General features: G+C 62.5%; 27 protein-coding genes and 1 pseudogene. 9 read left to right on the top strand and 19 right to left on the bottom strand.

Features of this window, described 5'->3' with window-relative positions:
- Nucleotides 1-2,214 carry a xanthine dehydrogenase family protein molybdopterin-binding subunit gene (locus JOH52_RS24195; protein WP_014530770.1) on the top strand — a complete coding sequence of 738 codons (2,214 nt, stop codon included), beginning with the start codon at nucleotides 1-3 and terminating at the stop codon, nucleotides 2,212-2,214.
- Nucleotides 2,215-2,595: 381 nt separating this feature from the next.
- On the opposite strand, the gene JOH52_RS24190 is transcribed toward JOH52_RS24195, so the two are convergent.
- The 5 genes from JOH52_RS24190 to JOH52_RS24170 all read right to left on the bottom strand — a co-directional run bounded on the left by JOH52_RS24190 (nucleotide 2,596) and on the right by JOH52_RS24170 (nucleotide 5,029).
- Entirely contained in the window at nucleotides 2,596-2,781 is a 186-nt protein-coding gene (locus tag JOH52_RS24190) for a hypothetical protein (RefSeq protein ID WP_003525766.1), read from the bottom strand.
- Nucleotides 2,778-2,975, bottom strand: coding sequence for a hypothetical protein (locus JOH52_RS24185; protein WP_013850036.1), 198 nt, complete (start codon nucleotides 2,973-2,975; stop codon nucleotides 2,778-2,780). Before JOH52_RS24185 ends, JOH52_RS24190 begins: the two co-directional genes overlap by 4 nt.
- A 10-nt stretch (nucleotides 2,976-2,985) precedes the next feature.
- Nucleotides 2,986-3,165: a hypothetical protein gene (locus tag JOH52_RS24180; protein WP_014527522.1), complete on the bottom strand. Its 180-nt coding sequence runs from the start codon at nucleotides 3,163-3,165 to the stop codon at nucleotides 2,986-2,988.
- A gap of 69 nt (nucleotides 3,166-3,234) precedes the next feature.
- On the bottom strand, nucleotides 3,235-3,717 hold the full coding sequence (locus JOH52_RS24175; RefSeq protein WP_010975220.1) for a hypothetical protein: 483 nt from the start codon (nucleotides 3,715-3,717) through the stop codon (nucleotides 3,235-3,237).
- Nucleotides 3,718-3,805: 88 nt separating this feature from the next.
- Nucleotides 3,806-5,029 carry an MFS transporter gene (locus JOH52_RS24170; protein ID WP_127657736.1) on the bottom strand — a complete coding sequence of 408 codons (1,224 nt, stop codon included), beginning with the start codon at nucleotides 5,027-5,029 and terminating at the stop codon, nucleotides 3,806-3,808.
- Nucleotides 5,030-5,144: 115 nt separating this feature from the next.
- Between JOH52_RS24170 and JOH52_RS24165 the strand changes: the two genes are divergently transcribed.
- Nucleotides 5,145-5,738, top strand: coding sequence for a TetR/AcrR family transcriptional regulator (locus JOH52_RS24165; RefSeq protein WP_014527524.1), 594 nt, complete (start codon nucleotides 5,145-5,147; stop codon nucleotides 5,736-5,738).
- A gap of 57 nt (nucleotides 5,739-5,795) precedes the next feature.
- Here JOH52_RS24165 and JOH52_RS24160 read toward each other — a convergent pair whose 3' ends face one another.
- The 4 genes from JOH52_RS24160 to JOH52_RS24145 form a co-directional block, all read right to left on the bottom strand.
- Nucleotides 5,796-6,587 carry a hypothetical protein gene (locus JOH52_RS24160; RefSeq protein WP_010975217.1) on the bottom strand — a complete coding sequence of 264 codons (792 nt, stop codon included), beginning with the start codon at nucleotides 6,585-6,587 and terminating at the stop codon, nucleotides 5,796-5,798.
- A 49-nt stretch (nucleotides 6,588-6,636) separates the two neighbouring features.
- On the bottom strand, nucleotides 6,637-7,905 hold the full coding sequence (locus JOH52_RS24155; RefSeq protein WP_014527525.1) for an alpha/beta hydrolase: 1,269 nt from the start codon (nucleotides 7,903-7,905) through the stop codon (nucleotides 6,637-6,639).
- Between the two features lie 232 nt (nucleotides 7,906-8,137).
- The gene (locus JOH52_RS24150) at nucleotides 8,138-9,094 is read right to left on the bottom strand and encodes a formylglycine-generating enzyme family protein (RefSeq protein WP_014530773.1); all 957 of its coding nucleotides are present in this window, start codon (nucleotides 9,092-9,094) and stop codon (nucleotides 8,138-8,140) included.
- 191 nt (nucleotides 9,095-9,285) lie between these two features.
- A complete protein-coding gene (locus JOH52_RS24145; protein ID WP_014530774.1) occupies nucleotides 9,286-9,435 on the bottom strand; it encodes a DUF2950 family protein in 150 nt (49 codons plus the stop codon).
- Nucleotides 9,436-9,805: 370 nt separating this feature from the next.
- Here JOH52_RS24145 and JOH52_RS24140 point away from each other — a divergent pair, with 370 nt between their 5' ends.
- On the top strand, nucleotides 9,806-11,785 hold the full coding sequence (locus JOH52_RS24140; protein WP_014530775.1) for a BCCT family transporter: 1,980 nt from the start codon (nucleotides 9,806-9,808) through the stop codon (nucleotides 11,783-11,785).
- 143 nt (nucleotides 11,786-11,928) lie between these two features.
- Here JOH52_RS24140 and JOH52_RS36550 read toward each other — a convergent pair whose 3' ends face one another.
- The 3 genes and pseudogenes from JOH52_RS36550 to JOH52_RS36540 all read right to left on the bottom strand — a co-directional run bounded on the left by JOH52_RS36550 (nucleotide 11,929) and on the right by JOH52_RS36540 (nucleotide 13,169).
- Nucleotides 11,929-12,480, bottom strand: a complete 552-nt coding sequence (locus tag JOH52_RS36550) for an alkaline phosphatase family protein (RefSeq protein ID WP_017271598.1) — start codon at nucleotides 12,478-12,480, stop codon at nucleotides 11,929-11,931.
- A pseudogene (locus JOH52_RS36545) lies at nucleotides 12,461-12,787 on the bottom strand (sulfatase-like hydrolase/transferase); the annotation flags it as partial. The pseudogene JOH52_RS36545 and the gene JOH52_RS36550, both read right to left, overlap by 20 nt.
- Nucleotides 12,675-13,169 (bottom strand): sulfatase-like hydrolase/transferase, encoded by a 495-nt coding sequence (locus tag JOH52_RS36540; protein ID WP_411755797.1) that lies wholly within the window; start codon nucleotides 13,167-13,169, stop codon nucleotides 12,675-12,677. The gene JOH52_RS36540 and the pseudogene JOH52_RS36545, both read right to left, overlap by 113 nt.
- A gap of 389 nt (nucleotides 13,170-13,558) precedes the next feature.
- On the opposite strand from JOH52_RS36540, the gene JOH52_RS24130 reads away from it, so the two are divergent.
- A complete protein-coding gene (locus tag JOH52_RS24130) occupies nucleotides 13,559-13,915 on the top strand; it encodes an SPW repeat protein (protein ID WP_003525746.1) in 357 nt (118 codons plus the stop codon).
- A 212-nt stretch (nucleotides 13,916-14,127) separates the two neighbouring features.
- Here JOH52_RS24130 and JOH52_RS24125 read toward each other — a convergent pair whose 3' ends face one another.
- From JOH52_RS24125 to JOH52_RS24100, 6 genes are all read right to left on the bottom strand, one after another.
- Nucleotides 14,128-15,210, bottom strand: coding sequence for a Gfo/Idh/MocA family protein (locus JOH52_RS24125; RefSeq protein WP_014530777.1), 1,083 nt, complete (start codon nucleotides 15,208-15,210; stop codon nucleotides 14,128-14,130).
- Nucleotides 15,211-15,221: 11 nt separating this feature from the next.
- Nucleotides 15,222-16,007, bottom strand: coding sequence for a ThuA domain-containing protein (locus tag JOH52_RS24120; protein WP_014527529.1), 786 nt, complete (start codon nucleotides 16,005-16,007; stop codon nucleotides 15,222-15,224).
- A gap of 203 nt (nucleotides 16,008-16,210) precedes the next feature.
- On the bottom strand, nucleotides 16,211-17,239 hold the full coding sequence (locus tag JOH52_RS24115) for an ABC transporter ATP-binding protein (RefSeq protein ID WP_014530778.1): 1,029 nt from the start codon (nucleotides 17,237-17,239) through the stop codon (nucleotides 16,211-16,213).
- A gap of 9 nt (nucleotides 17,240-17,248) precedes the next feature.
- On the bottom strand, nucleotides 17,249-18,079 hold the full coding sequence (locus tag JOH52_RS24110; RefSeq protein WP_010975209.1) for a carbohydrate ABC transporter permease: 831 nt from the start codon (nucleotides 18,077-18,079) through the stop codon (nucleotides 17,249-17,251).
- On the bottom strand, nucleotides 18,079-19,065 hold the full coding sequence (locus JOH52_RS24105) for a carbohydrate ABC transporter permease (protein ID WP_014527530.1): 987 nt from the start codon (nucleotides 19,063-19,065) through the stop codon (nucleotides 18,079-18,081). The genes JOH52_RS24110 and JOH52_RS24105 overlap by 1 nt, the downstream gene beginning before the upstream one ends.
- Nucleotides 19,066-19,152: 87 nt before the next feature.
- Nucleotides 19,153-20,424 carry an ABC transporter substrate-binding protein gene (locus JOH52_RS24100; RefSeq protein ID WP_013850049.1) on the bottom strand — a complete coding sequence of 424 codons (1,272 nt, stop codon included), beginning with the start codon at nucleotides 20,422-20,424 and terminating at the stop codon, nucleotides 19,153-19,155.
- Between the two features lie 478 nt (nucleotides 20,425-20,902).
- Here JOH52_RS24100 and JOH52_RS24095 point away from each other — a divergent pair, with 478 nt between their 5' ends.
- Nucleotides 20,903-21,919, top strand: coding sequence for a substrate-binding domain-containing protein (locus JOH52_RS24095; RefSeq protein ID WP_010975206.1), 1,017 nt, complete (start codon nucleotides 20,903-20,905; stop codon nucleotides 21,917-21,919).
- 21 nt (nucleotides 21,920-21,940) lie between these two features.
- Here the strand turns inward: JOH52_RS24095 and JOH52_RS24090 are convergent, their stop codons facing one another.
- Nucleotides 21,941-22,600: a GntR family transcriptional regulator gene (locus JOH52_RS24090; protein ID WP_014527531.1), complete on the bottom strand. Its 660-nt coding sequence runs from the start codon at nucleotides 22,598-22,600 to the stop codon at nucleotides 21,941-21,943.
- An 87-nt stretch (nucleotides 22,601-22,687) separates the two neighbouring features.
- Between JOH52_RS24090 and JOH52_RS24085 the strand changes: the two genes are divergently transcribed.
- The 4 genes from JOH52_RS24085 to JOH52_RS24070 all read left to right on the top strand — a co-directional run bounded on the left by JOH52_RS24085 (nucleotide 22,688) and on the right by JOH52_RS24070 (nucleotide 26,940).
- Nucleotides 22,688-23,293, top strand: a complete 606-nt coding sequence (locus JOH52_RS24085) for a TRAP transporter small permease (protein ID WP_014530779.1) — start codon at nucleotides 22,688-22,690, stop codon at nucleotides 23,291-23,293.
- Nucleotides 23,293-24,558: a TRAP transporter large permease gene (locus tag JOH52_RS24080; protein WP_014527533.1), complete on the top strand. Its 1,266-nt coding sequence runs from the start codon at nucleotides 23,293-23,295 to the stop codon at nucleotides 24,556-24,558. Before JOH52_RS24085 ends, JOH52_RS24080 begins: the two co-directional genes overlap by 1 nt.
- 28 nt (nucleotides 24,559-24,586) lie before the next feature.
- Nucleotides 24,587-25,582 (top strand): TRAP transporter substrate-binding protein, encoded by a 996-nt coding sequence (locus JOH52_RS24075; RefSeq protein WP_010975202.1) that lies wholly within the window; start codon nucleotides 24,587-24,589, stop codon nucleotides 25,580-25,582.
- Between the two features lie 140 nt (nucleotides 25,583-25,722).
- Nucleotides 25,723-26,940 (top strand): TIGR03862 family flavoprotein, encoded by a 1,218-nt coding sequence (locus tag JOH52_RS24070; protein WP_014530781.1) that lies wholly within the window; start codon nucleotides 25,723-25,725, stop codon nucleotides 26,938-26,940.
- Nucleotides 26,941-26,986 lie beyond the last annotated feature (46 nt).

Below are 26,986 nucleotides of genomic sequence, written 5' to 3'. Positions count from 1 at the left end.
ATGATACCGAAACTGATGCAATCGATCACCCTTCCCGTCGCCCGGACCGAAGCGTCGCGGCGGCAATTCCTGCTCGGTGCGCTTGCGGCCGGCACCGGCGTCGCAATCGGGTACCGGATCCTGTCCGCGTCGCCGGCACTGGCGGGCGAGGCGGCAACGGAGAGCGGCTCACACGCATTTTCCCCATACCTGACCATCGGCGGGGACGGAAAGGTCACCATTCTCTCGTCTCAGTTCGAGATGGGCCAGGGCTCTTATAACGGCATTGCCACGCTGGTGGCGGAGGAACTCGACGCGGATTGGTCCGCGATCGACGTCATCGGAGCCGCCGGCAATATCAAGGCTTACGGCAATATCGCCTTCGGCGGCACGATGCAGGGCACGGGAGGGTCGACCTCCATGTCCACCTCCTGGGAGCGCTATCGCAGGGCAGGTGCCGCCGCCCGGGCGATGCTGGTTGCTGCCGCTGCAGCGGAATGGGGCGTCGACGCGGCCGAGATCGCGGTCGAGAACGGCGTTCTTTCGCATCCATCCGGCAAGAGCGGCGGTTTCGGCGCGTTTGCAGCCAAGGCGGCCACCATGCCGGTGCCGGCCGACGTGAAGCTCAAGGAGCCGGGAGACTGGAAACTTATCGGCAATGCCGAACTGAAGCGCTTCGACAGTGCCCGCAAGGCAAACGGAACCGAGCAATACACCATCGACGTCAAGCTCCCCGGAATGCTGACAGCGGTGATGATCCACCCGCCTCTCTTCGGCGCCAAGGCGAAGTCCTTCGATGCTTCCGCCGCCCGTGCGATCAAGGGCGTGGTCGACGTGGTGGAAACGCCCCGCGGCATCGCCGTGGTCGGCGAGCATATGTGGGCCGCGATCAAAGGCCGCGAGGCAGTCACGGTTGAGTGGGACGAGACGGGCGCCGAAAAGCGCGGAACGCCCGAGCTGATGTCCACCTATCGCGATCTTGCCGGCAAGACGCCGGCCGCATTCGCGCGCAAGGACGGGGATACCGACGCCGCATTCACATCGGCGGCAAAAGTCATCGAAGCGACGTTCGAGTTCCCCTATCTCGCGCATGCTGCCCTGGAACCCCTGAACGCGGTCGCGCGCAGGAACGACGACGGCACGATCGAGATCTGGGGCGGGCACCAGCTCCCCGACGTGTACCAGAACCTCGCCAGCGAGATTGCCGGAGTGCCGGTCGAAAAGGTCCGGCTCAACGTCATGAAGACCGGCGGCAGCTTCGGGCGGCGTGCGGTATTCGACGGCGATGTCGTGGTAGAGGCTGTCCATGTGGCGAAGGCCCTCGGTTTCCGTGCACCGGTCAAGGTGCAGTGGACGCGGGAGGAAGACACCCGCGCGGGCCGGTATCGTCCGGCCTATGTGCATCGGCTGAAGGCCGGGATCGACGAAGCCGGGAAGCTCGTCGCCTGGAGCGATCACATCGTCGGCCAGTCGATCATGGCGAAAACGGCCTGGGACGGCATGGTCCAGAACGGGGTCGACCCGACCTCGGTGGAGGGCGCCAACAACCTCCCCTATGCCATTGCGAATCAGAGCGTCGGCCTCACGACCACCGACGTCCGCGTCCCGGTTCTCTGGTGGCGCTCCGTCGGCTCGACACACACCGCATTCGCAGCCGAAGCTTTTCTGGACGAGGTTGCCGAGGCTGCGGGACGGGATCCGCTCGAGTTCCGACTGTCGATGCTGAAGCCGGACTCGCGCCATGCGACCGTTCTCAAGCTCGCAGCGGAGAAGGCCGAATGGCAGAAGCCGTTGCCCAAAGGCCGCTTCCGGGGCGTCGCCGTCGCCGAGAGCTTCGGTTCGGTTGTGGCACAGATCGCCGAGGTCTCCGTCGATGGCGACGGTATCAAGGTCGAGCGCGTCGTGGCTGCCGTCGATTGTGGTCTCGCGATCAATCCGGATCAGGTCCGCGCTCAGGTCGAGGGCGGTATCGGCTTCGGGCTGAGCGCCATCCTGGGTGAGGAAATCACGCTGACCGACGGCAAGGTCGATCAGGGGAACTTCGACATGTACACACCACTCAGGATCGATGCGATGCCGAAGGTGGAGGTTCATATCGTCGCCTCCGCCAATCCGCCTTCGGGGATCGGCGAGCCCGGCGTTCCGCCGATCGGCCCTGCGGTTGCCAATGCCGCCTTCAAGGCGCTCGGCAAGCGGATCCGCGTCATGCCCTTCGCGAAATCGCTCAACGCCTGAGCGCGTGCCGGCCGCCTACTGCATGTTTCCTTTAATCGTGGCCGGTTAAAGGGCAAAAACAGCGCTTTGCGCGTCTGACAAGACGCGCGGCGCTGCAGGCGGCCGGCATTCTTCCCCAGCGGACCGGGGCAGAAACAGAATTGCCGTTTGGCATGTATTTCTCGGAACCATCCGCGGCGCAGAGTGTTAGGCGCCGTCGCTTTACCCAAAGCGGCTTGTCCAGAAGAACGGGTCGGCTCTTGTCCCCTCCGCTATGCCGGAATCGACCCGGGCGGCGTCCCTCCCTCCTCCCCTCCCCGGGGGCGCCGCCGTCGCTGCGGAAAGTGCCTCCTCCGCAGCGACGTCATGCAGCGGCAGCAGACTTCTGCCGTCGCGACATGCTCAGCCGAAGAAGAGAGACACGACCATGATCGCCGAAACCAGCCCGACGGCGGCGATGAACACGATCAGGTCGACCATTGGGTGATGGCGCAAACCGCGTCGCATGGCGAACTCCTCCACCCGTTGCGGGTCAAGCAGAACGCCTGCGATGAGGAATTGTTCATCCGAGGCAGTGGCGATGGTCAATGCCCGCCCTTGCGCCTCGCGTCGTGACTGTGGTGGCGGTCAGGCTCGCCTCCGCCGCCGGAAACCTTGCTGCGCGTGCGGCGCTCGGAGTCGGCTGGCGGCTTTGGTATTTCCAGCGGCTCCTTTGCATTTTCGTGCGAGGCTCCCGGACCGCCCTGGCGGATGCTTGCTGGCGTCTTCTTGGATGTGGACATGCGCTCTGCCTCATCTGTCCTGTTGGTAGCCTTGATGGGTCGTATTGACCTTCGTGTTGCCCTGCTGGCCCTTCTTCTCGGGGTTCTCGGCCACGTCCGGCTTCTTCGACTCGGCCAACACGGTTCCAGGCTCTCCTGTTCCCTTGTCGCTGCGATTGTCCGGAGGGATTGGCGGTGGTCGGCTGCTCATTGGGGATCTCCTCACGCATGTGTCGTCGCGTTTCGATACCGACGTCTTGCTGGCACCCGGTCTAACCGGTCAGACCGGAGGATGTTCCTGGCCGCGCGCCGCCGCTGCGCCATGCAGGGATGCGCCCAACGCCAGGCCGATACCCATGGCCATATAGGCCGCCGCCAGGTCGGACTTCGGCAGGGCGAGTTCCCAGCCGGGCGTAAGACGCTTCGGTACCAGCCCATAGTCGACAAGGGCTGCCAGCACGGTGGTGCCGAAGGCGGCGGCAATCACCCGCTGCGGCGAAGGCCGCGCGCTTCGTCCGACCATGGCGGAGAACGGCAGCGCCCACCAGAGTGAGGCAAGCATATGCGTCACGAAGCCGGTGCCGGTGTGCGCGAGGTCGAGACGCGACTGCGAACCGGCTCGACGGCCGTGTATCCAGTGGCTCGTCGCGTTGATCGGCCGCCAGGGACTTTCGTTCCGGCGCTCGGCCGAGACGGTCAGCGCCGCCACCGCGGCAAGACCGGCGAATAATCCGCTTACAGCAATGAGTGATCCACGCGCCATCGGTTTCTCCTCTCGTGGTGACGGGCCGACGGATGAACCGGCGGTCCGCCTGTTTGTTCCGACCCGCCGAAGGTCGGCGGAGGTGCCGCTACTCGGCCGGTTGCGGAATGCTTCCCGCTACTGACCCCCCTTTATGGCCGGCAAGGCTACGCTGGCCCATCGCTATGGTCGCAACGGTCGCTGTCCCGGCCGCCACGGATACCCAGAAGCCGTTCTGCGCACCGAAATTGTCTACGACCCAACCGGAGACGAATGCACCGAGCGCCATGCCGATGCCGATACCGGTCATCACCCAGGTGACACCTTCCGTAAGCATCGACTCCGGTACGCGGCGCTCGATCAGGCCGAAAGCAGTGATGAAGGTCGGCGAAATGGCGATGCCGCTTACGAAAACCGCCAAAGCAAGGAGAGGCACGGTGTCGGCGAGGAGGAGGGGCACCGACGTGATGGCAATGACGCTTACGGCGATCAGAAGCTGCCTGTGCAGAGGCATCGTTGGGTTCAGGGCCCCAAGCGCCAGGCCCACCAGGAACGAGCCCACCGCATAGACGCCGATGACGAGGCTCGCTGCCTGCGGCTGGCCGAGCTCTTTCGTGATCGCTACGGCGCTGACTTCCGCAGTCGCGAAGATCGAGCCCACAAAGATGAGGGCGAGCGTGATAATCTGCACCGGTCGTTGGCGGATCGCCGACGCTCGCGAGACCCCGGCCTCCAACGGGCGCACCTTCGGCTCCGTCGAGCGCTGGAGGATAAAAGCTGCCGTCCCGAGGGCAAGGAAGATCGTGCTGATCAGCATGCCGGCTTCAGGAAACAGAGCTACCGCCAAACCCACCGACAGCGACGCGCCGGCAATATAGACCAGTTCGTCTGCCGAAGACTCGAAGGCGAAGGCGGTGTTCAGCTCCGGACGGTTGCGGAATATCTCGGTCCAGCGGGCACGGACCAGGGCGGGTATGCTCGGCATCGCGGCGGCGAGGAAAGCCGAGGCGAACAGCGTCCATGCCGGCCAGTCCCGATTGGCTGCAAGGATCAACACCAGGAACGCAAGAACCGATATGATCGTTGTCGGAACGACCACGGCCGTCTGGCCGACGCGATCGACCAGACGGGATATCTGCGGGGCAACGAGCGCATTGGTGAGAGCGAAAGTCGCCGACACCGCACCTGCAAGCCAGTATTCGCCGTGGGTCTGGGACAGCATCGCGACGATGCCGATAGGGGCCATCGCTATCGGAAGGCGTGCGAAGAAGCCGGCTGCCGAAAAGCCCTTGGCTCCTGGAGCCCTGAATATTTCTCCGTATGGATTGGACATGAGACGCTCCTTGGAAAACTTGTGCAGAATGACATACGCGGCGTATGGAATCTAATTAGTTGCATACGCCGCGTATGTCAAATAAAATACGCGGCGTATGCAAGCAGGAGACATGATGAACAAGCCGCGCAGCGAAATGATCGCCGAGACCCGCGCAAAACTGATCGCGGCCGCCCGGCGCGCCTTCGGCACCGTCGGGTTTGCGGAATCGTCTATGGACGATTTCACTGCCGAAGCCGGGTTGACCCGTGGCGCGCTCTATCATCACTTCGGCGACAAAAAGGGGCTTCTGCAGGCAGTGATCAGGGAGATCGACGCCGAGATGACGGCACGCCTGAACAAGGTATCGTCGGAAGCACCGACACGCTGGCAAGGGTTCGTCGACGAGTGCGTCGCCTATATCCGCATGGCACTCGAGCCGGAGATCCAGCGCATCATGTTCCGTGACGGCCCTGCCGTACTCGGGGACATATCGCAATGGCAAATGACCGAAGGCTGCATTGCAGCGCTGGCGGGAAGCCTGGACCGGCTCAAGGCCGATGGTGAGGTCATCGATATCGACACTGAAGCGGCCGCCCGTCTGATCAATGGCGCGAGCAGCCACGCAGCGCTGTGGATCGCCAATTCCGACGACCCGCAGGAAACCTCGCACAAGGCCGTGGAAGGCTTCCGGGCCCTGCTCGACGGCCTGAGGACAGCGAAGGATTGATGCGTCGCAACCGGTGACGCATCAAGATTCACGACGCTTGCCTTCCGTGATATTGGTTTAGAAGCGCACCACCAGCCCCAGGATCGGTCCCTGCTCGACCACGTCGAAGACAAAGCCGTCATCGCTGTAGTCGACGCCAAGCGCGCGGTAGCCGGCGACCGCCGAAACCGTGTCGCTGAACCGGTAGCCGATCGCTGCGGCGACGTCCCAGTCGAGATCCGCGCCACCGGCCCCGACAAGCCCCCATCCGGTCAGATAGATTTCCGGAGTGATCGAGTAGGTGCCGCGAAAACCTGCCATCCCGTCCACCCAGGCCGCATCGTCGGTTCTCGACCGTGTACCGAGAGCGCCACCGCTGATGGAGAGCTCGCTCTCGACGGACCACACGCGCAGGCCGCCGACAATGTCGAGCCGAGAGGAGCCATCATCGTAAATCGCGTAACCGGCCCCAAGCAGTCCCGCGAATGTTTCGGTCGCAAGCTCGACATCGTCCGCAAGGAAACCCCTCGGCGTCGCGCCCTGACCCGACAGTTTGATGTATATCGCGTCACCGAAGATGCTGTACGGTCCGTTGCGTGCCTCCGCCGTGGCCATCAAAGCGAAATCCAGATGGTCGAAGACGTCGCTGAAACTCGCGTCCACATCGACGGCGGACAGACCGAACTGGCCGATATCGCCCGAAAGGCCAGCGGCCCAGAAATAGGGGGCGAAGGAAAACGTCCAGCCGCTCTCCGTCGTGATTTCCCGCGCCTGCGGCGTCATCGGCGAATATATGTCCGCCGCCAAGGCGCTGCTTCCGAGCAGGCAGCTTGCGGCAAATGCCAGATTTCGAACGAGCCAAGACGTCATGCTATCCTCCGATAATATTTGCCGGCACAGCCAGGCTTGTTTGCGGCTCCTATGGCACTGCACGTTGAGAGCGTTCGTCACTGGCGAGGGTTTCGTTCAGCCGGACTTGCTTCGGCGGCGTGCCGCGGCCTTCGATTATGGTGACCGGCGCGGTGATCGTGGCAGCCGCGACGGTGCCGACATTCTTGGCCGTGCCGGCGACGACGGCGGTGATCCCTTCGCCCAAAGTGATCTCGGAGTCGGTCAGCGTCTGCCCCTTGATGATCCGCTGCCCGATCAGTTGCACGATCTCGGGGCTCTCAGCGAACTTGCCGTGGTGCAAGCCGTCATCCGTCTCGACCTTGGTGAGGTCGATCGCAGTAATGCCGGCTGTCTCTAGCTGCGTGCGATAGGGTTCGGCGCTGGGGTCGATCGCGCCGAGCCGCGAGACATCCCCCGAGATCAGTCGCGAAAGCGCCAGCGCCCGGTCGTCCTGCGAGACGAAGATCGTAAATTTCGGCCGTTCATCGCCCATATCGGTCCACTGCTTGGCGAAGACGTCGAGGTCGATGTCGGGCGAAGCGAGAATCACGTTCTCGATCTTCGGCGCGATCTTCCCGTCGCGAATTCCCATCTGGCGCAGCGCCTCCATCGTCAGCCAGGTTCCCATAGAATGGGCAAGGATGGTGACGTCCTTGACGTTCGGGGCATTTGCCAGCGTGCGCAGCGTATCCTCGAGCGCGGTGCGCGAATAGTTGGTGCTCTCCTTGTCGTAATTATAGTCGAACACCCGCGCACGCGACGGCCAGGTGAACAGCATAGGTGTCGCCTGCGCACCGGAATCATGGACAATCTGGGCCAGCCGGAAGACGCCGTCCTCATAGCGGTTGTTGAAGCCATGCACGAAAAGAAGCACATGGCCGTCCTTGTTATGGGCGCGGAACCAGGTGCGCGCCTCGTCTTCCGATGCCATTTCGCGCACGCGCGTGACGGCGAAATCGGTTTCCGGATTGGGTGGCAGCTTGCGCGGCCACTGCACCGTGCCCGGCGCGCGGCGCGAGTCCGGCGGGATCGAAACCGCCACATCGGTCATCGAAAGCGTCGGGCTGCGCTCTCCCGAAAACAGGGTCGCCGGGTCGCCCGAGGGCTGGCGCGTGGTCGCCACCAGCATGTCGACCTGCGAGGTGTTCGACGGCTGCGCCAGAGCCACCGGAGTCATGACGCCTTTAGGGTGACCCCCGCAACCCGCCAACAGAGCGAGCGCGAGAAGCGCCGATAAGGCCGATCCCCCGGCCTTGGCTACACGGAACCCGTCGCCGCGCGAGCTTACGTCACTCAAACCACGCCTCACAAAATTCGGACGCCGTCGCGCCCCCACTCCACTCCGGCCCACGCTCGCCTGCGTGCGGCCGTTCGACGCCATCCCCGAAGCGACCAATCGAGGACGAACGAATCGCACCGGAACGCTACCTATCCCCTCTGCAACCTACTGCACGTTTCCTTTAACCGTAACCCTTTCTGGATAGAGCGGGACGAGGAAACTAGCACGCCTTTCTTCATCCATCCCGCTCTTATCGAACGCGCCTGACACATCGGAAACCGACATGGCTGGTCGTCGTGTCGATTTCCTGGGCGTGCCTTGCCGCAGGGCGGTACCGCCGGCAGTAGTTCGGCGCGCAGAGATGCGATCCACCCTTGAGCACCCGGCGCGGAACTTTCACGCTCGCCGCCGGATCGATACTCGCATCGGCATCGGCATTGCGGGGATTGCTCGGAATGCAGCAAGGCTTGGCGGCCGCTTCCGGGTGGCGCACGGACCAGTAATCCGTGGTCCACTCCCACACATTGCCGATCATGTCGTAGAGGCCGTAGCCGTTCGGCGGGTAGAATCTGACCGGCGATGTTCGCGCGAAACCATCGTCCATAGAATTCTCGACCGGAAAACTTCCCTGCCAAGTATTGGCCATGTGATTTCCGCCCGGCGCAAGCTCGCCGCCCCAGGAAAATTCAGCCCCATCGAGGCCGCCGCGGGCCGCCAGCTCCCACTCGGTCTCGGTCGGGAGGTCCTTGCCGGCCCATTCGGCATAGGCCTTTGCGTCGCTGTAAGCGACATGGACGACCGGATGATCCAGAATCGCTCCGATGCTGCTCTTGCGCCCGAGCGGGTGCCGCCAGTTGGCACCCAGCGTGAATATCCACCACTGCGATATATCCGTTCCCTGCAGCGGTCGCTTCGGGGGTGTGAAGACGAGCGAACCGGCCCTCAGATTGGATGGCGGAGCGCCCGGATAGTCTTCGGCGCGCGGCTTTCTTTCCGCGAAGGTCACATGCCCCGTCGCATTTACGAATTCGAGAAACTGGCGGTTCGTTACCGGTGTCACATCGATCCAGAATCCGTCGACGGTTACCGGATGCACGGGCGCTTCCTCCGGGTAATGGTCGTTCGACCCCATCATGAAGGTCGCTCCGGGAACCCAGACCATCTCCGCCGCGGGTTCAAGGTCGACCACGCTGTTCAAAGCAGGCATCGGCAATCTCCCCTGCAACCAGTTCCTGCGCCGTCATCACCGAGCAGCGCCACGCCAGTGCACTCCCTGACATCTTGTACCAGGCCGGCAGTCTTGTCCGCATTTACCTGCTCGGCAAGCCGGCCGCCGGCAGCATAATATTCGCTGATGTTGCCGCGGTACTGCACCGTTTTGCTTCGAATGCCCCCTTCCTAGTCCTGGACGACCGCCCAGTAGTCGTTCGGATTGAACGTGCGGATGGCGGCGGCAGTCTTCTCGGTGTCCTCGCCGAGATCCGCCTCGTAGACGATGCCGTTGCGATTGACGACGAAGGTCTTCACACCGGTAACGCCATATCTCACGGCCAGGCAACCAGGCCTAACCGACGCCGAGACGCAGCAGGTTTACCACGCCCGGCAGAGGGCGCTTTACGGCCTTGCGGAGGCTTCTTCCCGGCCGGTGCGCGGAGACCTGTTCCTTCCGGGGCTGAAAAGGGCACGAAAGATCTGGTTGGCGCGAGGGGAGAAGGCGCCCGGACGACGTGAGCCCGCCTTGCTCCCCCTCAATCCGACCATGCCGTGACTCGAGGAATGCAAAACCGGGTCGTCTCTTGTCGATTCACCGGCTCAACGGCTAGGCGTGCTACTATGCCGGAAGGGGATTCGAGGGAGATCGCACATCCTTTTCCTAGTCCCGCTCTCGCGCGCAGAATCTGTGGGGAGGTTGCATCAAGTGCAGCGTTTCAAAGTGAATTTGCCGGTATTCGTCGGTTCGGTGGCCGTCATCGCTCTGTTCGTCGGGATAGGTGTGATTGCGCCAAAGAGAGCTGAATCGATTTTCAGCGGAATGCAGACTGCGATCCTGTCCGGGTTCGGTTGGCTCTACCTGCTCTCGGTGGCCATCTTTCTGTTTTCGATGCTATTTCTGGCGTTCAGCCGCTACGGCGAGTTGAAGCTCGGACCGGACGATTCAGAACCCGAGTTCAGGTACCTGTCCTGGATCGCCATGCTGTTTGCCGCCGGCATGGGCATTGGCCTCATGTATTTTGCCGTCGGCGAGCCGATGACGCATTTTGCCTCGCCGCCGGAAGCCGAACCCCTGACCATCGCGGCCCAGCGCGAGGCAATGAGCGTAACCTTCTTCCATTGGGGGGTGCACGCCTGGGCGATATACTCGGTCGTCGGGCTGTCACTCGCCTATTTCGGCTACCGCTACAATCTACCCCTGACCGTCCGATCCGGCCTCTACCCGCTCCTCAAGGAGGGCATTCACGGGCCGATCGGACATGTCGTGGATATATTCGCGATCTGCGGGACCATGTTCGGGCTCGCAACCTCGCTCGGATTCGGCGTCCTTCAGATAAACTCCGGACTGAACTATCTGTTGGGGGTCCCCCAGTCGATCTACGTCCAGCTCCTGCTCGTGACCGTGGTCACGGCAATAGCGACTGTCTCGGTGGTCACCGGCGTCGAAAAGGGTGTCCGCATTCTCAGCGAGACCAATCTGTTCCTGGCAGTACTGCTGATGCTCTTCGTGCTCGTGGTCGGGCCGACGGGCACGCTCATGCGCGACTTCGTCCAGAACATCGGTCTCTATCTCGATAGCCTGGTTTTGCGAACCTTCAACATCTATGCCTACGAGCCACGGCCATGGATCGACAGCTGGACCCTGTTCTACTGGGCATGGTGGATTTCCTGGTCACCCTTCGTCGGCATGTTCATCGCGCGCATTTCCCGTGGGCGTACCGTGAGAGAGTTCGTCACCGCCGTCCTCTTCGTACCCGCCATGTTCACTTTCCTCTGGATGACCGTTTTTGGAAACACGGCGATCTACGTGGACACGACGATCGCCAACGGCGAACTGGCGCGTGACGTGAAGGCGGACCTTTCGGTCGCCCTTTTCCAGTTCTTCGAGTATCTGCCGTGGCCCGCGGTAACCTCGACGCTCGCGGTTCTGCTCGTCAGCATATTCTTCGTAACCTCCAGCGACTCCGGCTCGCTGGTGATCGACACGATTGCATCCGGCGGAGAAACGGCGACACCTGCTCTTCAGCGGATTTTCTGGTGTTCGCTCAGCGGTATCGTGGCGGCCGTTCTGCTCTCCACCGGCGGACTGACGGCACTCCAATCCGCCACGATCTCGACGGCACTGCCGTTCAGCCTCGTGATGCTCATTCTGGTGTGGTCGCTATTCGTCGGAATGCGGGCCGATCTTGCCCGCACACAATCACCCGGATCGGTCGGTCCAAGAGCCTATCCCGCGTCCGGTGTGCCCTGGCAGCGGCGCCTGGCGATGACCTTGAGCACGCCGGATAGGCGGGCGGTGGAGAAATTCCTGCAGGCTTCCGTTCTTCCGGCATTGGAGGCAGTGGCAAGGGAACTGACGCGCCGGTCTCGGCCGGCTTCAGTCGGTCGGGATGCCGAAACGGGAGCACTGACCCTCACTGTTCCGGCCGAAGGCCATCGCGATTTCGTCTATGGCGTGCAGATGTCGGAACACAAACTTCCCGCCTTCACCGCGTATGACGCAACCGTGGCAGATGTCCGTTACGAGGCGCGCACCTTCTTTTCGGACGGTAGCCGCGGCTATGACATCATGGGAATGGCGGACAACCAGATCATCAACGATGTTCTGTTTCAGTTCGAACGATACACGGGCTTCGTACGGTCCCCGGAGTCCTCGCTGTTGGCGACCTCGCCCGAAGAGCGATAGAACATTGCCAGGAATCTGAAAAGGAAAGGCGGAGCTTAGCCCCGCCTTTCCCGAAGATCGCAATATGGCTGGAATATGCGATCCTCGTTTCTCGTTTGCATTGCCCATCTATTGGAAGTAGCAGCGGGCTCTGACGAAGTGCATCAACGCGGCGCCAGGCTTTCCAACTCTCCCAACTCTCCGAGCCGCTTGAGCGCGGCCTGCTGTTGCAGCCACGTATAGCTGATCCCGCTGGCGTTCAGAGTGCTGCCAGGCTGGTAGGGATACTGGTCGAAGTCCTGGAAGAACTCCTTGATCTTGCCCTGGATCGGCACCAGGAGCCACATGTTTCGGCCAATGAACTCCATGGCTCCTCCGCCTTCTTTCGCACCTCGCACATAGGGATCCATTCTCAGATTTGTGATGTTGGCCCAGCTCGGGGTCTCGCGGGTGGCCGTGGCGATGTTGCCTTCACTGTTGATTGCAAAGCTGAGCTTCCAGTCGTTCCACCGGATCGCATTCAGATTGCCGCCCTGGTCGAAATAGTAGACCGCTTCGCGGGGCGGTTCCTTGGCCTCGCCCTTCAGTTCTGTGAGCTCGTAGCCGTCGAGATGGACCTTGAAGTTCTTGTCGCCGGAAGAACGGCTTGTCGGCCTTCGTTTGGCGTTCGATGAAATCCTTCGCGGCAGCAAGGAACTCGCGTCGACGGTCTCCATGCGCTTTGTGTTGAGCGCTCCGGTATCCTCGATCTTTCCGTCCGCGCTCGATTCGATGACTCCCGCGCGGCCCGAAGTTCTTCCGGAATTCCTCGTCCTTCGGATAGAAGTAGCCTTCCGGCTCCTCTTCGGCATTCAGGTGATAGAGGTTCCCGAAGAACTCGTCGAAGCCGTGGTTCGTCGGCAGGTGCTCGTCACGCTCGCCCAGGTGATTCTTGCCGAACTGGCCGGTCGCATAACCCTTGGACTTCACGACGTCGGCGATGGTGGGCATCCAGTCCCGTATGCCGTGCGGGTCGCCGGGCATGCCGATCGTCAGCAGCCCCATGCGGAACTGTTCCTGGCCGAGAATGAAGGATGCGCCCTGCGGTGCAGCTCTGCTGCCCATAGGCATCGGTGAAAATCGAGCCCTCGGCGGCGATACGATCGATGTTGGGCGTGCGATAACCCATCGGGCCCATGGTGTAGGCGCTGTTTTGCGGAATGCCGATGTCGTCGCCGAAGATGACGAGGATGTTCGGCGGCTTGCCGGTGCCTGCCGCCGGTTGCTCCTGAGCCTTCGCGCTGCCCACGGGCCCGTTCGCCGCAGCCGCCGCTGCAAGGGTCGTACCTCCCAGAAGGAGGCTCCGACGATCTATGGAGATGGATTCTTGCGCATTGTTGCGCTTTTCAGCATGTGGAAGGCCCATGCTTCACTCCTCGATTAAATTTGTGCGTCCGAAGCCATGCGGGTTCGCGCGCTTCGGAGCCCGCCAGAATTATCGGCCGACGCATCCGGCGAGAAAAGTTGGACCTAGGGGCAACACGACGGCCGTTCCGCCGCCGTTTTGATTTCGACAGCATCCGAATGGACGCACGAAGGCGCAAGAGCTAGTTATGCTCTATGGAAGCCGTAAGCCGTAGCGGGCGGCAAAACTCCGAATCTTGACGGATTCCTTGAAACACCCGCGGTTTGCGAGTAAAATTACGGCAGCAATTCAAAGCGTTACAGAACCGTGCGATCTGAAGCGAACGGAGTTGCAACGTAAGCTGCACGCGAGTGGTGACGCTTTGCCAAACTTCACATGTGGAGGTTCTCATGCCCAACACTCTGATGGCAGGAAGAAGAAGCCAGGATTGGGCAAATCTGGTCTTGGCAGCGTGCCTGTTCCTCTCTCCCTGGGTCATCGGCTTTGCGGCTGAAGCCGCGCCGACGTGGAACGCCTGGATCGCCGGCATCGTGCTCGGCGCCCTTGCGGTCGCAACCCTTTCGGCCTTCGCCGAATGGGAGGAATGGGCCAATATGATAATCGGCCTTTGGTTGATCGTTTCTCCCTGGCTGCTCGGCTTCATGGGGAATGTGAATGCGATGTGGACGCACGTCATTCTCGGCGTGCTCGTCGCCGCAATCGCAGCCTGGGCGGTCTGGGACTATCGTCACCACTCGCACGCCTAGAGCACTTCCAGGAAAAGTGTGTAACGGCTTTCCATCCGGAAGTGCGTTGGATCAAATGGTTCGAGCATTTCAGTGTTTCCATGAAACATTGAAATGCTCTAGCTCGCGATGAATTAGGCCGGGTCGACCTAGGTCATGAACGTGATCGATTCAAATAGAGCGCGCCGCATCGTTTGAATGCGGCACGCGGGGGTCCTGTGACCCTACGGCCTTCACCCCACAGCGCGTTCCTGCACCACCGCATCGATGTCGGGCACGCCGAGTTCGCGGCGTGAGCGCTCCGTCTCGATGGCGAGATCGAGCACTCTCTGGAGGTCCGCGGCATGGCGGAAACCCGGCTCGACGGTGCGGCCAGCCTTCACCGCCTCGACGAAGCGCTGGTAGTTGGTGGGCACAGTGCCGGCATCGACGGTGCGCCACACGGCCTTTTCGACATCGGGCCCCATGCAGCCGCGCAGGCTCGAGCCATCAGGCGTATGGATCACTTCCAGGGCTCCCCTGTCGCCGTGCAGCCTGAGCCTCAGCTCGTTGAGATGGCCTGTCGCCCAGCGGCTGGCATGAATCACGGCCATCGCGCCGTTTTCGAACTCCGCCGTCATGGCGAAGCTGTCATTGGCGTCGAGGTCGTATTCGCCGATACGGTTGTCGGGCGCCTTGTCGAATGCTTTCAGGCGAGCGAATACCCGCTCGACCGAGCTGTTGGCACCGTAGCCGGCGAAGTCGAGAATGTGGATACCGACGTCGCCAAGCACGCCATTCGATCCGTGTTTCGTCGACAGCCGCCATAGCCATTTCGACTCGCTTGCCCAATCGCCCCAGGCACGCGACACCAGCCAGCTCTGGAGATAGGAAGCCTCCAGATGCCGCACCCGTCCGATTTCACCGGCGACCACGAGTTCACGCGCCTTCTGCAGCGGGGCGACGTTGCGATAGGTCAGATTGACCATGGTGACGAGGCCGGCCCGCTCGGCTGCGGCCGCCATCTCGGCGGCCTTCTCATAGTTTTCGGCCAGCGGCTTTTCGCACAGCACATGCTTGCCGGCGGCGATGAGCGCCAAGGTTGTCGGGTGATGCGCCTTGTCGGGCGTCACGTTGGTGGCCGCGTCGAATTCTCCCCAGGCGATCGCCTCGTCGAGAGAGGTGAAGGTGTTTTCGATGCCGTGCGTGACGGCAAATGCTTTGGCACGGGAGGGGTCCACATCGACGGCGCCGACCATTTCGACGCCTTCGATCTCAGCAAAGGCTTTCGCATGGCTGTTGGCCATGCCGCCGGTTCCGAGAATTAGCAAACGCATGGGGGTCCCCTTCATCGATATCCGGCCTCGCCGGCTCGGTGCAGTCTCGGGCCGCGCTCGACGATCGGCTCCAGCGCCTTCTCCACCGGGACGTTCGGCGCATCGTGGATGGCCTTATAGGTGCCCTGCGGGTTATACGCCCATTTCACCGCGTTCCGCAGCACCTTGTGTACGGTCGCGTCGTGATAGGTCGGGTAAGTCTCATGCCCGGGGCGGAAGTAAAAGATATTGCCCGCGCCGCGCCGCCAGGTGAGGCCCGACCGGAAGACTTCGCCGCCGGCAAACCAGGAGATGAATACCGTCTCGAGCGGCTCCGGCACCGAGAATTGCTCGCCATACATCTCCTCGTTCTCGATGACGAAGTTCTCACCGAGTCCTTCGGCGATCGGGTGGCGCGGATTGACGACCCAGACGCGTTCGCGCTCTCCCGCCTCGCGCCATTTAAGCGCGCAGGGCGTGCCCATCAGCCGCTTGAACACCTTGGAGAAATGGCCGGAATGGAGAACGATCAGACCCATGCCTTCCCAAACGCGTTTGGCGACGCGCTCTACGATGGCGTCATCGACGGCGCCATGATCCTTGTGGCCCCACCACAGCAGCACGTCGGCGGCGGCGAGCCGTGTCTCGCTCAGCCCGTGTTCCGGCTCCTGCAGCGTCGCCGTCGTCGCATCGATCCCCGGGTCGGAATTGAGTGCGGCTGCGATCGTGTTGTGCATGCCGTCCGGGTAGATCTCCCGAACCACCGCATTCGTCTGCTCGTGGATGTTTTCACCCCACACGATGGCATTGATAGACAAGGTCATTCTCCTCGTGATTTGGGGCATCCGCTGCCGGATGCCGACTGTCCGTGACTTGAAGTGTGGGCGCGGGGCCGGGCCGGGAAAACCGCGCGGGGTCCCCGCCCTTTTCCTGCCCTAACGTTTGAGGCTTTGGAATGATCCGAAATCCTTCGGATCAGCCTTGTTTCCGAGACTTCCGAGCGAAATCTCGTGGCTGCGTTCTAGGCCGCACCCCGCATTTGCATCCGTCCGAGCGCCCGGCCACCCGCATCGAAGCGGTGAACCTGGCCGTCGGCCGGCGAGATCCTGATCGTCTGCCCGGGCTGCTGCTTGGCGATGCCGCTCTCGCGGACGATCACCGGCTCGCCGGTCCCGATGTCGAGATAAATATAGCTGTCGGAACCGAGCATCTCCGAATGGATCACGGTCCCACTCCACTCACCTCCCTGTTCATCGATCTCCAGGTGTTCCGCGCGGATGCCGATCGTGTCCGCCTTGTATGGCTCTGCGAAGGCGCCGGAAAGGAAATTCATCTTCGGCGAACCGATGAAGCCCGCGACGAACACCGAATTCGGCGTCTCGTAAAGCTCCAGCGGCGTGCCGATCTGCTCGACGAGACCGTCCCTCAGAACGCATATCCTGTCGGCGAGCGTCATCGCCTCAACCTGATCGTGAGTCACATAAATCATCGTCGTCTTGTGCATGCTGCGGTGAAGCTTGGCGATTTCGAGGCGCGTGGCCACACGCAGCGCCGCGTCGAGGTTCGAAAGCGGCTCGTCGAACAGAAAGACCTTGGGATCGCGAACGATCGCCCGGCCGATCGCCACGCGCTGGCGCTGCCCGCCCGAAAGCTGGCGCGGCAGGCGTTCGAGATAGGGCGTGAGCTGCAGCATTTCGGCCGCCGCCTCGACCCGCTTGCGGCACTGCTGCTTGTCCTTGCCTGCAAGCTGCATGCCGAAGGCCATGTTCTCGTAGACTGTCATATGCGGATAGAGCGCATAGGACTGAAAGACCATGGCGATGCCGCGGCGCGAAGGCGTCAGCTGATTGACGATCTGGCCGTCGAAGACAAGTGTTCCGGAGGTGATTTCCTCGAGCCCGGCGATCAGTCTCAGGAGGGTCGACTTGCCGCAGCCGGAAGGGCCGACGAAGACCATGAACTCGCCCGGCTTGATTTCCATGCTGACGCCCTTGATCACATCGAAGGCGCCGAAGGATTTGCGGATATCGCGCAATTGAAGCTCTGCCATCTTGTTCTCCTATCCTTTGACGCCGCCGGCCGTGAGACCGGAAATGATCCGCCGCTGAAAGATGAGCACGAGGACCACGAGAGGCACGGTGACGATCACGGATGCCGCCATGATGTTGCCCCAGGGGATCTCGAACTGGCTGCCGCCTGAAAGCAGAGCGATCGCGACCGGCACGGTGCGCTGCGTGTTCGACGAGGTGAATGTCAATGCGAAGAGGAACTCGTTCCACGCCGCGATGAAGGCGAGAAGCCCGGTTGTCACAAGCGCCGGCCACATCAGCGGCATGAAGACACGAGTGATCACCACCCAGGGAGAAGCGCCGTCGACGATCGCCGCCTCTTCGATCTCGATGGGCAGATCCCGCATGAAGGTGGTCAGCACCCAGACCGTGAACGGCAGCGTGAAGATCATGTAGGAAAAGATGAGCGCGAGCGGCGTGTTGAAGATCCCGACGAAGCGGATGAGCTCGAAGAGACCTGCAAGAACGGCGATCTGCGGGAACATCGAGACCGACAGGATCGTCAGGAGAAGCAGCCCGCGACCGCGGAAGCGTACCCGGGCAAGCGCATAGGCTGCGGTTACGGCAAGAAGCAGCGATATGGCAACCACGAGCGTGGCGACGAGGAGCGAATTGCCGAGATTGCGCACGAAGGTCCCGTGCGAAAAGATGCCTGCATAATTGGCGAGCGAAATATCCGTCGGCCAGTAGTCGATGCGGAACAGTGCCGTGCCGGACTTCAGGCTCGTCAGGATCGCGTAATAGAAGGGAAAGACGGCGACGAGGATGATGACGGCAACCAGCGCATAAAACGCCGTCCGCTTTGCGATCGCGACGACCATCAGCGTTCTCCTCCGCTCAAGTTGAGACGACCGAGCCACATGTAGAGGATCGTGATCGTCGCGATGATCAGGAACAGCATGGTGGAGGCGGCCGCGCCATAGGCGAACTTGTCGAAATCGAAAAGGTTTTCGCGCGCCATGACCGACATCGTCTTGGTCTGTGCGTTGTTGGGCGTCAGAACGTAGATGAGGTCGAAAATGCGCAGCGCGTCGAGCATGCGGAAGATGACCGCGACCATCAGCGCCGGCCGGATCAGCGGCAGGGTGACCCGCCAAAAGACACGTACCGGATGGACGCCGTCGATTTTGGCGGCTTCGTAAATATCGCCCGGCACCATTTGCAGCCCGGCGAGGATCAGGAGCGCCATGAAGGGCGTCGTCTTCCAGACGTCGACGATCAATACGGCGATCATGGCGGTGTCGGGGCTGGCGGTCCAGGCGATCTTCTCGCCGATCAGGCCGAGGCCGATGAGCATGTCGTTGAGGATGCCGAACTGGTCGTTGAGCATCCAGGCCCACATTTTCGCGGAGACGATGGTCGGGATCGCCCAGGGGATCAGGATCGCGGCACGGACAAGTCCGCGACCGGGAAACTGCGCGTTGAGTACCAAAGCGACGATAAGGCCCAGCGCCGTTTCGATACTAACCGAAAGAACCGTGAATTTGAGCGTGTTCCAGACCGCATTCCACCAGGCGGGGTCCGCAAGCAGGCCCCTGTAAATCGTCCGCCCGCTCTTCAGGGTGATCCATGAGAGATAATTGGCGAAGCCGACGAATTCGGCGCCCGATAGATTGGTCAGCGAGGCGTTGGTGAAACTGAAATAGATGGTTCGGATGAGCGGCCAGCCGGCGACGAGCGCCAGGACGAGGAAGGTTGGCGCGAGAAAGAGCCAGGCCGAACGGACCCGTTGCGCCTGCAGGTCCGAGCCTATCCTGCCGCCATGCGCAAGCGCAGCCGGCCGATCCGCGAGGGAGAGATCAGTCATGACGTGAGCCTACCGGTTGGCTCGGGTCCCGCCCGTGCCGTTTGATCCTGACCCGGACGGCAGAGCTGCCATCCGGGTCTCGCGATTTTACCAAGCGTCGCCCTTGAGTTCGGTCAGTTCGACTTCGAGAAGCTCGAGATTCTCCGCCGCCGTTCCGTTACCCGAAAGCGTGTTGTGCACGGCGCTCCAGAACTTGGAGGACACTTCGTTGTACTTCACCTTTGCCACGGCCGAGGGGCGCGGCACGGCGCTCTGGAAGATAGGCTTCCAATGCGGCATGAACGGCTGGGCCGCCGCGACTTCCGGATCGTCGTAAAGCGCCGCGATCGTCGGAAGGTTCGAAAGCTCGATCGCACGCACCTTCTGGGTTTCGGCCGAGCCCAGGAACTTGACGAAGGCGATCGCCGCCTCCTGCTCTTCGGAATATTTCGAGACCGCGAGGTTCCATCCGCCGAGTGTCGAGGACGGCTGATCGCCGTCGGTGGCGGCCGGAAGCGGGGCCACTTCGAATTTGCCCTTTACGGCGCTGTCGTCCCCGTTGCCAAGGGCGTAGGCATAGGGCCAGTTACGCATGAAAACGGCGTTGCCGGTCTGCCAGACGCCGCGTGATTCCTCCTCCTGATAGGCAAGCACGCCCTTGGGCGCGATCGTGCCGATCCATTCCTTGACTTTCTCGACGGCCGCCGCCGCCTTTTCGTTGTTGACGGAGATCGTGCCGTCGGGCTCGATGATCTGACCGCCGCCGGACGACTTGATCCACTCGAGCGCGTTGCAGGTGAGCCCCTCATAGGCATTGCCCTGAAAGACGAAGCCCCAGATATCGGCACTGCCGGCGGCACGCTCCTTGTCCTGAACCTCCTTCGCCGTCGCCGCCAGTTCATCCCAGGTCTTGGGTGGCGTCTTGCCGTATTTGTCGAGCAGGTCCTTGCGGTAATAAAGCGCCGGCGCGTCGGTGTAGAAGGGCAGAGCGACCAGCTTGCCGTTGACCGTCTGCGACTGGATGATCGAAGGGAAGTGCTCGCCGACCACGTCCTTCGTCGCCTCGGTCAGGTCGACGAACTGCTCGGCGAGCTGCGGAGCCCAGATGACGTCCGTCTGGTAGACATCGACATCCTTGTTCCCGGCGGCAAGCCAGAGTCGATACTGGCTGAACTGCTCGCTGCTCGAAGCCGGCATGGTCACCAGGTTGACCTTGTGACCCGTCTCCTTCTCGAACCTGGCGATCTGGTCCCGCAGAAAACTCAGATTCTTGCCGGTCGAATTGGCCGCCATAGACAATTCGGCGGCGGCAGCAAGGTCGATTGCGCCGACGATCGCGGCGCAGGAAATCAGCGTCCTTACAAAAGGCTTCACGTTCATTGGTCCCTCCAAAATTCCCCCCGGTTTCGCAGGCTCCTCAGCAATTCGAAAACGGTTTGGGTAAGCAGAAGCTGTCAGAAGGCCAATCTGCTGTCAAGTCGTGGTTGCACCGGAAGTAAGCGCCGTAGCCATTACTGATTTTATATCGTATATTCCGAATGTTAGTCGGAACTCGGCGCGTCGGCCCCACAACCTGACCCGGCGATGAACCTGGTTGCGAGAATACTTCATCCACAGGAATTTAAAACGATTTGGATCGTACCCGGATAGCCCTCTCGATCAAATCCTGGCAGTGCCAGCGACGCAAACGCGTGCATTGTGACTGCCGGCGAACCGGGTATAGTCCGGCGCGAATGTCTGCAGCGCTGCGCATCGCTTCGACGCGCAAAATTGAGCGAATGCAGCTTCTCGATTTGCTGCGTGACTTGCTTCGGAGCCGATCCCAGGACAATACGCAGAAGGGGCGCAGGGAAGAACAGTGAAGCTCAAGGAATTCGCCAAACAGTTGGGGCTCTCTCCAACGACGGTAAGCCGTGCTCTGAGCGGCTATCCGGAGGTCAGCGAGAAGACGCGCAAGCGGGTTGCCGAAGAGGCCGTGCGCCTCGGTTACCGCCCGAACATCAACGCCGTGCGCCTGGTCACGGGCCGCGCAGGCGCGATCGGCGTCGTTATGGGTCGCAACGAATTCCAGTTCTCCGAATTCATGAGCGGCATGGCCGAACGGCTGGACAGCGAGGATATCGACATTCTCGTGAGCCCGGTTGCCGACCATGATATGAAAGCCGAGCTCCAGCTCTATAGCCGGCTGGCGACGAGCGGACGGGTCGACGCCGTGATCATCCATTCACCGAAGCCGAACGACGAGCGCATCCTGCTGCTCCACAAGCTCGGCATTCCCTTTCTGGTCCATGGCCGCTCCGAGACCAACGTGCCGCACGCCTGGCTCGACATCGACAACGAAGGCGCGATCCGCCGCGCCACCTCGCACCTTCTAGACCTCGGCCATAGACGGATCGCACTCATCAACGGCCGCGACGGTCTCACTTTCACGCTCCACCGCGACAAGGGCTATCGCGAGGCGCTGGAACAGCGTGGGCTGCCCTTCGATCCGCGCCTCGTCACGCATGGCCAGTTCACCGACGAGATCGGTTTTCGCTCGGCCCGTTCCTTCCTCGAGCAGTCCCCCCGCCCGACGGCCTTCGTCGCCGGCTCGATGATGACGGCGCTCGGCGTCTATCGCGCCGTGCGTTCGGTCGGCCTTGTGGTCGGAAAGGACATCTCCGTCATCGCACATGACGATGTCTTTCCCTATCTCACGGCCGACAACATGGTCCCGTCCCTTTCGACGAGCCGGTCGTCCCTGCGCGCCGCCGGCGCGCGCTCGGCCGACCTCACCCTGCAACTGCTTACCGGACGGCCGGCCACGGAAATTCACGAGCTCTGGCCGGTCGAGCTTATCCTGCGCGAGTCGACCGGTCCGGCGCCTGAAGCTTGACCATCCTTCTCCGTCGGGGCTCTACTCGCGTCCCTTCAACCGGAACAGCAGGTCCTCATGTACGGCCTTGAGGTGGAAGACCAGGAAACCGGCCGCCTCCTCGAAAACGCCCGCGCGGCAGAGGCGGATCAGCTCGGCGTGCTCTTCCATCGCTCGGGTCATCGCTGCGACGCTTGAGAGCTGGACGCGCGTGTAGCGGTCGCTCGTCTGCAGCAGCGACGCCACGATCTGCTGCGTCCGGGGCATCTCGGCGCGCCGGTAGAGGGCCAGGTGCAGTTCGGCATTGAGCTGGCCGTAGGAATCGATTTCCCCTGCGGCCGTCGCCTTGAGGAATCGGTTTTGAACCTCCTCCACCCGCGCGAAATCGTCGCCATCGAGAAGCGGCGCAGATTTGCGGAAGAGCCGCGGTTCCAGAAGCGCCCGCAGCTCGAAAACGTCGTTGATCTCGGCGAGCGACAGTTCGGAGACGATCGCCCCCTTCTGCGGCACGATCCTGACCAGCCCTTCGGCTTCGAGCTGAAAGAGGACCTCGCGCACCGGAATGCGGCTGACACCGTAGGTTTCGGCCAACGCATCCTGGCGCAGCTGACTGCCGGCCGGATAGCGGCCGGAGAGAATCGCCTGCCGGATTTCCTCGATTAATGCCCCGGAGAGGGTGCGATGTTTGAGATGTGAAACCATGGACGCTCGCTACAGGAATACCGCCAAAAATGATATTGACTCCAGGAATGTATAAAATCTACTTTATACATAAACCAGGGAACAGTCATGAACCAGTCAGTCGCGCCGCCGCTTTATGCGCGCGCCATCGTTTCTCTCTCCGAAGCCATCCTCGCCCTCGAAAAGCGCGCGGTTGCCGGATTGATGTGCGTGCTTCTCGCGCTCATCCTCCTGAACGTCGTCACCCGCTACAGCGGACATCCGCTCTATTGGGTCGATGAATCGGCCGTATACGCCATGGTCTGGCTCGCCTTCCTCGGAGGCTCGGCGCTGACGCGTCTCAGACTTGACTTCGCTGTGACGCTGCTGACGGATTACCTGCCGCCCGCGGCGGCGCGCTGGATGCGCGCGGCCTCGACACTGCTCGTCCTCCTGTTCGCCCTGGCGCTTGCGGCATTCTGCTGGATGTGGATGGACCCCGTCGGCATCATCCGCGCCGGCTTCGACGCGAAGGCCTTCGCGGCCGAGAGCTTCAACTTTCTCTATACCGAGCGCAGCCAGACGCTGAATTGGCCGATCTGGGCGATCAGCCTCGTCATTCCCCTCTTCGCCGTAACCATGACCGTCCATTGCGCCGCCAATCTCGTCGAAGACCTGGGCCTGTCGCCTCAGCGTGAGCGGCGCGAACTTTCGAGCGCCGAGGGAGTGAACTGATGGTCACCACCGCCGCCTTCCTCGCCTTCATGCTCGTCGGCGTTCCGATCGGCGTCTGCCTCTGCCTCGGCAGCATCGTCTATATCTTCGCCTCCGGAAATCCCTTGCTTTTCCAGAGCTTTCCGACGCAACTCTTCGGCGGCGTCGACAATTACGGGCTGATTTCCATTCCGCTCTTCGTGCTAATCGGCGAGATCATGAACGGCGGCGGCATCACCCGGCGCATCATCGACATGACGATGGCTTTCGTCGGCGCGATGCGCGGCGGGCTTGCCTATGTCAACCTGCTCGCCAACATGTTCGTCGCCTCGATACTCGGCTCGGCCACGGCGCAGGTTGCCGTCATGGCGCAGATGATGGTGCCGGAGATGGAGAAGAAGGGCTATGACAAGACCTTTGCCGCCGGGCTTACCGCCTATTCGGGCATGCTCGGTCCCATCATCCCTCCGTCGATCATGTTCGTCGTCTACAGCGTACTCGCGCAGGTTCCGGTAAGCGATATGCTGGCCGCAGGAATCGTGCCCGGAATTCTGCTGACCGTAGCCTTCTGCCTCGTCATCGCGGCGATGGGTTTCGTCTACAACTATCCGCGCGGCGAGCGCATGAAGCTCCAGGAGCGCGTCCGTATCGTGCTGGATGCGCTGCCGACGCTTCTCATCCCCTTCGTCATCGTCGGCTCGATCCTCTCCGGCCTCGCCAATGCGACGGAGGCCGCAGCAGTCGGGGCCGTTGCAGCGGTGCTCGTCGGTCGCTTCTGGATCGGCGAGCTCAAATTCTCCGATCTTCCTCGAATGATGCTGAGAGCCGGCATCTATTCGGCCGTGGTCCTCTTCCTCGTTGCGGCCGCCGCGGTCTTCTCCTGGGTACTCGTCTACGGCATGGTGCCGCAGCAGGTTGCCGGCTGGGTTCAGACCGTCGCCTCGGATCCGGTCACCTTCATGCTGCTCGTCAACGTCATCCTGCTCGTCATCGGCACGGTGATCGACGGGGCGCCCGGGCTCATCATGACGGTGCCCATCCTCCTGCCGATCGCGACCGAGGTCTACGGTATCGACCCGATCCATTTCGGCGTCGTCGTGGTCGTCAACCTCGTCCTCGGCTTCCTCTCGCCGCCGGTCGGGCTCTGCTTCTTCGTGGCGGCCGCGGTGACCGGCGCAAAGCCCGGCAAGATGTTCCTGGTGACGCTGCCGTTCTTCTTCGTCTCCTGCCTCATGCTCGTGCTCCTGTCGCTCATTCCCTCGCTCTCGACCTTCTTCGCCCGATAACCATAACGAACCAGCCAGAGGATCTTCCATGACATTCTCCCGCAGAACCTTCCTTGGCGGCGTTGCCGCCGGCGCAGCCCTCTCGCTCGCCACGCCATCGCTCGTGCGCGCGCAGGAAACGCGCACCCTGCGCCTCGGCATCGTCACGCCGCCGGGACACCCCTGGAACAATGCCGCACTCAAGGTGGGCGAAGCCCTCAAGGCCGAGACGAACGGCCGCCTGTCGATCTCGGTCTTTCCGGCCGGCCAGCTCGGCAACGAGGCGGCGATGCTGCAGCAGATGCAGAGCGGCGCGCTCGATCTCGGCTGGATCATGACCGCCGAACTCGGCTCGCGCATTCCCGCCGTTGCCGCGATCAACGCGCCCTGGGTCGTCGATTCCACCGCCAAGGTCGCCAAGCTCGTGCGCGAACCGGTCGCCATGAAGCTCCTCGACGTTCTTCCGGCCGAGACCGGAACGGTCGGCCTTGCCTGGGGCATCACCACCATGCGCGTCGTCTTCTCGGCCAAGGAGATCGCCGGACTCGACGACATCAACGGCATGAAGCTGCGCATCAATACGACGCCCGCTTATCGCGATTTCTACCAGCTCCTCGGCGCCGCGCCGACGCCGATTCCGACGCCGGCCGTTTTCGACGCCATGTCGAACGGCCAGGTGGACGGTCTGGAGGCGGACCTCGACTTCTCCTGGAACCAGCGCTTCGACAAGGTTTCCAAGACCATGCTGAAGATGAACGCCATCTTCATGCCCTGCGTGGCGCTGGCCTCCGGCCGCGTATGGCAGACCCTTCCCGAGGCCGACCGGGAGATCATCGCCCGCCTCACCAAGTCAGCGCTCGACGAGCAGATCGACGCAACCGTCGCCAACGAGCCGGCCCTCCTCGAAAAGTTCGCCGGCGCAGGCATTCCGATCAAGGATGTCACAGTCGCCGACGCCGGCCGGATCATCGCCGAATACGACAAGATCTGGCTGCCGAAGGCACCGGTTCTCGCCGAACTTCGCAAAGTCGGCGCAACGCTCTGACGCTCCCGGGTGGGGAACGCGGTCTCCGCCGCCTTCCCCATCCGGATTGCGGACATCGGCGCCGCAAATCGCCTCAATCTGCTTGCGCCCCGGCGCGCCGCAGGCCAAGAGAGCCTGAGGAGCTCCGGGGTGGTCCACAGATGGAAAGAAAAGAAATCGCAATTATCGGCGGCGGTCCCGCCGGTCTGATGGCCGCGGAAGTCTTGTCGCGCTCGGACCATGCGGTGACCGTCTACGAGGCTATGCCGACAGCCGCGCGCAAATTCCTGCTCGCGGGAAAATCCGGCCTGAACATAACCCATTCCGAAGACTACCGGGACTTCGCGACGCGCTTCGGCGATGCTTCGGCAAGGCTGCGCCCGGGCCTCGATGCCTTTACCCCTCGGGACGTGCGCGTCTGGGCAGCCGGTCTTGACGCGGAGACCTTCGTCGGCTCTTCCGGCCGCGTGTTTCCTAAGGCTATGAAGGCCTCGCCGCTGTTGCGCGCCTGGCTCCGCCGGCTGGAGGCCCAGGGCGTCCGGCTTCTTACCCGCCATCGCTGGTCGGGCTTTGCGGAGAACGGCTACATATTCGATACGCCGGAAGGGAAGACGGTCGTCCGTTGCGACGCGGCTCTCCTGGCGCTTGGCGGCGCAAGCTGGCCACGGCTCGGCTCCGACGCCGCCTGGATGCCGTTGCTGCGGGCGAGAGGCGTGCCGATCAGCGATTTCCGCCCCGCCAATTGCGGTTTCGACGTCGCCTGGAGCGAGATTTTCCGCGAGCGTTTTGCCGGACAACCGCTGAAAGGCGTTACCGCAACATCCGATGCGGGTACGGTCCCCGGCGAATTCGTGGTGAGCCGCCACGGCATCGAAGGCAGCCTCGTCTACGCCCATGCAGCAAGCCTGCGCGACCGGCTGGACCGGGACGGCAAGGCGGCGCTCCTGCTCGACCTCACACCCGGCCGCACGGCCGGGAGGCTCGCGCGGGATCTCGCGCGGCAGGACCGCAAGGCGAGCTTCTCCAATCGCCTGCGAAAGGGTGCAGGGCTTGACCCGGTCAAGGCGGCATTGCTGCGGGAACTCTCGCCGGAGGCGGCCAGAGCCGCTGCGGAGCAACTCGCTGCTGAGATCAAAGCCTTGCCCGTTCCGGTGCTCGCAACGCGGCCGATCGCCGAAGCGATCTCATCGGCCGGCGGTATCCGCCTGGACGCCATCGATGACCGCTACATGCTGAAGGCGCTCCCCGGCCTTTTCGCCGCCGGAGAAATGCTCGATTGGGAGGCGCCGACAGGCGGCTATCTCCTCACCGCATGCCTCGCCATGGGCCGCGGTGCGGCGCGTGGCGTCGAGGCATGGCTCGCCGATCGTCTGCGGTAACATTGTGAATCACAGACGATCGGTCAGCACGTCTTCACAGCCGACA

Source organism: Sinorhizobium meliloti (assembly GCF_017876815.1).
Classification (GTDB): domain Bacteria; phylum Pseudomonadota; class Alphaproteobacteria; order Rhizobiales; family Rhizobiaceae; genus Sinorhizobium; species Sinorhizobium meliloti.
The sequence above is the reverse complement of the archived record's forward strand: the minus strand, read 5'-3'. Positions and strand labels throughout refer to the sequence as shown.

Excerpts from the sequence above, each read along its gene's own strand:
- JOH52_RS24195 (WP_014530770.1), top strand. The coding sequence starts at position 1 with ATGATACCGAAACTGATGCAATCGATCACCCTTCCCGTCGCCCGGACC.
- JOH52_RS24185 (WP_013850036.1), bottom strand. The coding sequence starts at position 2,975 with ATGTCCACATCCAAGAAGACGCCAGCAAGCATCCGCCAGGGCGGTCCG.
- JOH52_RS24180 (WP_014527522.1), bottom strand. The coding sequence starts at position 3,165 with ATGAGCAGCCGACCACCGCCAATCCCTCCGGACAATCGCAGCGACAAG.
- JOH52_RS24175 (WP_010975220.1), bottom strand. The coding sequence starts at position 3,717 with ATGGCGCGTGGATCACTCATTGCTGTAAGCGGATTATTCGCCGGTCTT.
- JOH52_RS24170 (WP_127657736.1), bottom strand. The coding sequence starts at position 5,029 with ATGTCCAATCCATACGGAGAAATATTCAGGGCTCCAGGAGCCAAGGGC.
- JOH52_RS24165 (WP_014527524.1), top strand. The coding sequence starts at position 5,145 with ATGAACAAGCCGCGCAGCGAAATGATCGCCGAGACCCGCGCAAAACTG.
- JOH52_RS24160 (WP_010975217.1), bottom strand. The coding sequence starts at position 6,587 with ATGACGTCTTGGCTCGTTCGAAATCTGGCATTTGCCGCAAGCTGCCTG.
- JOH52_RS24150 (WP_014530773.1), bottom strand. The coding sequence starts at position 9,094 with ATGCCTGCTTTGAACAGCGTGGTCGACCTTGAACCCGCGGCGGAGATG.
- JOH52_RS36550 (WP_017271598.1), bottom strand. The coding sequence starts at position 12,480 with ATGGAGACCGTCGACGCGAGTTCCTTGCTGCCGCGAAGGATTTCATCG.
- JOH52_RS36540 (WP_411755797.1), bottom strand. The coding sequence starts at position 13,169 with ATGGGCCTTCCACATGCTGAAAAGCGCAACAATGCGCAAGAATCCATC.
- JOH52_RS24130 (WP_003525746.1), top strand. The coding sequence starts at position 13,559 with ATGCCCAACACTCTGATGGCAGGAAGAAGAAGCCAGGATTGGGCAAAT.
- JOH52_RS24125 (WP_014530777.1), bottom strand. The coding sequence starts at position 15,210 with ATGCGTTTGCTAATTCTCGGAACCGGCGGCATGGCCAACAGCCATGCG.
- JOH52_RS24115 (WP_014530778.1), bottom strand. The coding sequence starts at position 17,239 with ATGGCAGAGCTTCAATTGCGCGATATCCGCAAATCCTTCGGCGCCTTC.
- JOH52_RS24110 (WP_010975209.1), bottom strand. The coding sequence starts at position 18,079 with ATGGTCGTCGCGATCGCAAAGCGGACGGCGTTTTATGCGCTGGTTGCC.
- JOH52_RS24105 (WP_014527530.1), bottom strand. The coding sequence starts at position 19,065 with ATGACTGATCTCTCCCTCGCGGATCGGCCGGCTGCGCTTGCGCATGGC.
- JOH52_RS24100 (WP_013850049.1), bottom strand. The coding sequence starts at position 20,424 with ATGAACGTGAAGCCTTTTGTAAGGACGCTGATTTCCTGCGCCGCGATC.
- JOH52_RS24090 (WP_014527531.1), bottom strand. The coding sequence starts at position 22,600 with ATGGTTTCACATCTCAAACATCGCACCCTCTCCGGGGCATTAATCGAG.
- JOH52_RS24085 (WP_014530779.1), top strand. The coding sequence starts at position 22,688 with ATGAACCAGTCAGTCGCGCCGCCGCTTTATGCGCGCGCCATCGTTTCT.
- JOH52_RS24080 (WP_014527533.1), top strand. The coding sequence starts at position 23,293 with ATGGTCACCACCGCCGCCTTCCTCGCCTTCATGCTCGTCGGCGTTCCG.
- JOH52_RS24075 (WP_010975202.1), top strand. The coding sequence starts at position 24,587 with ATGACATTCTCCCGCAGAACCTTCCTTGGCGGCGTTGCCGCCGGCGCA.
- JOH52_RS24070 (WP_014530781.1), top strand. The coding sequence starts at position 25,723 with ATGGAAAGAAAAGAAATCGCAATTATCGGCGGCGGTCCCGCCGGTCTG.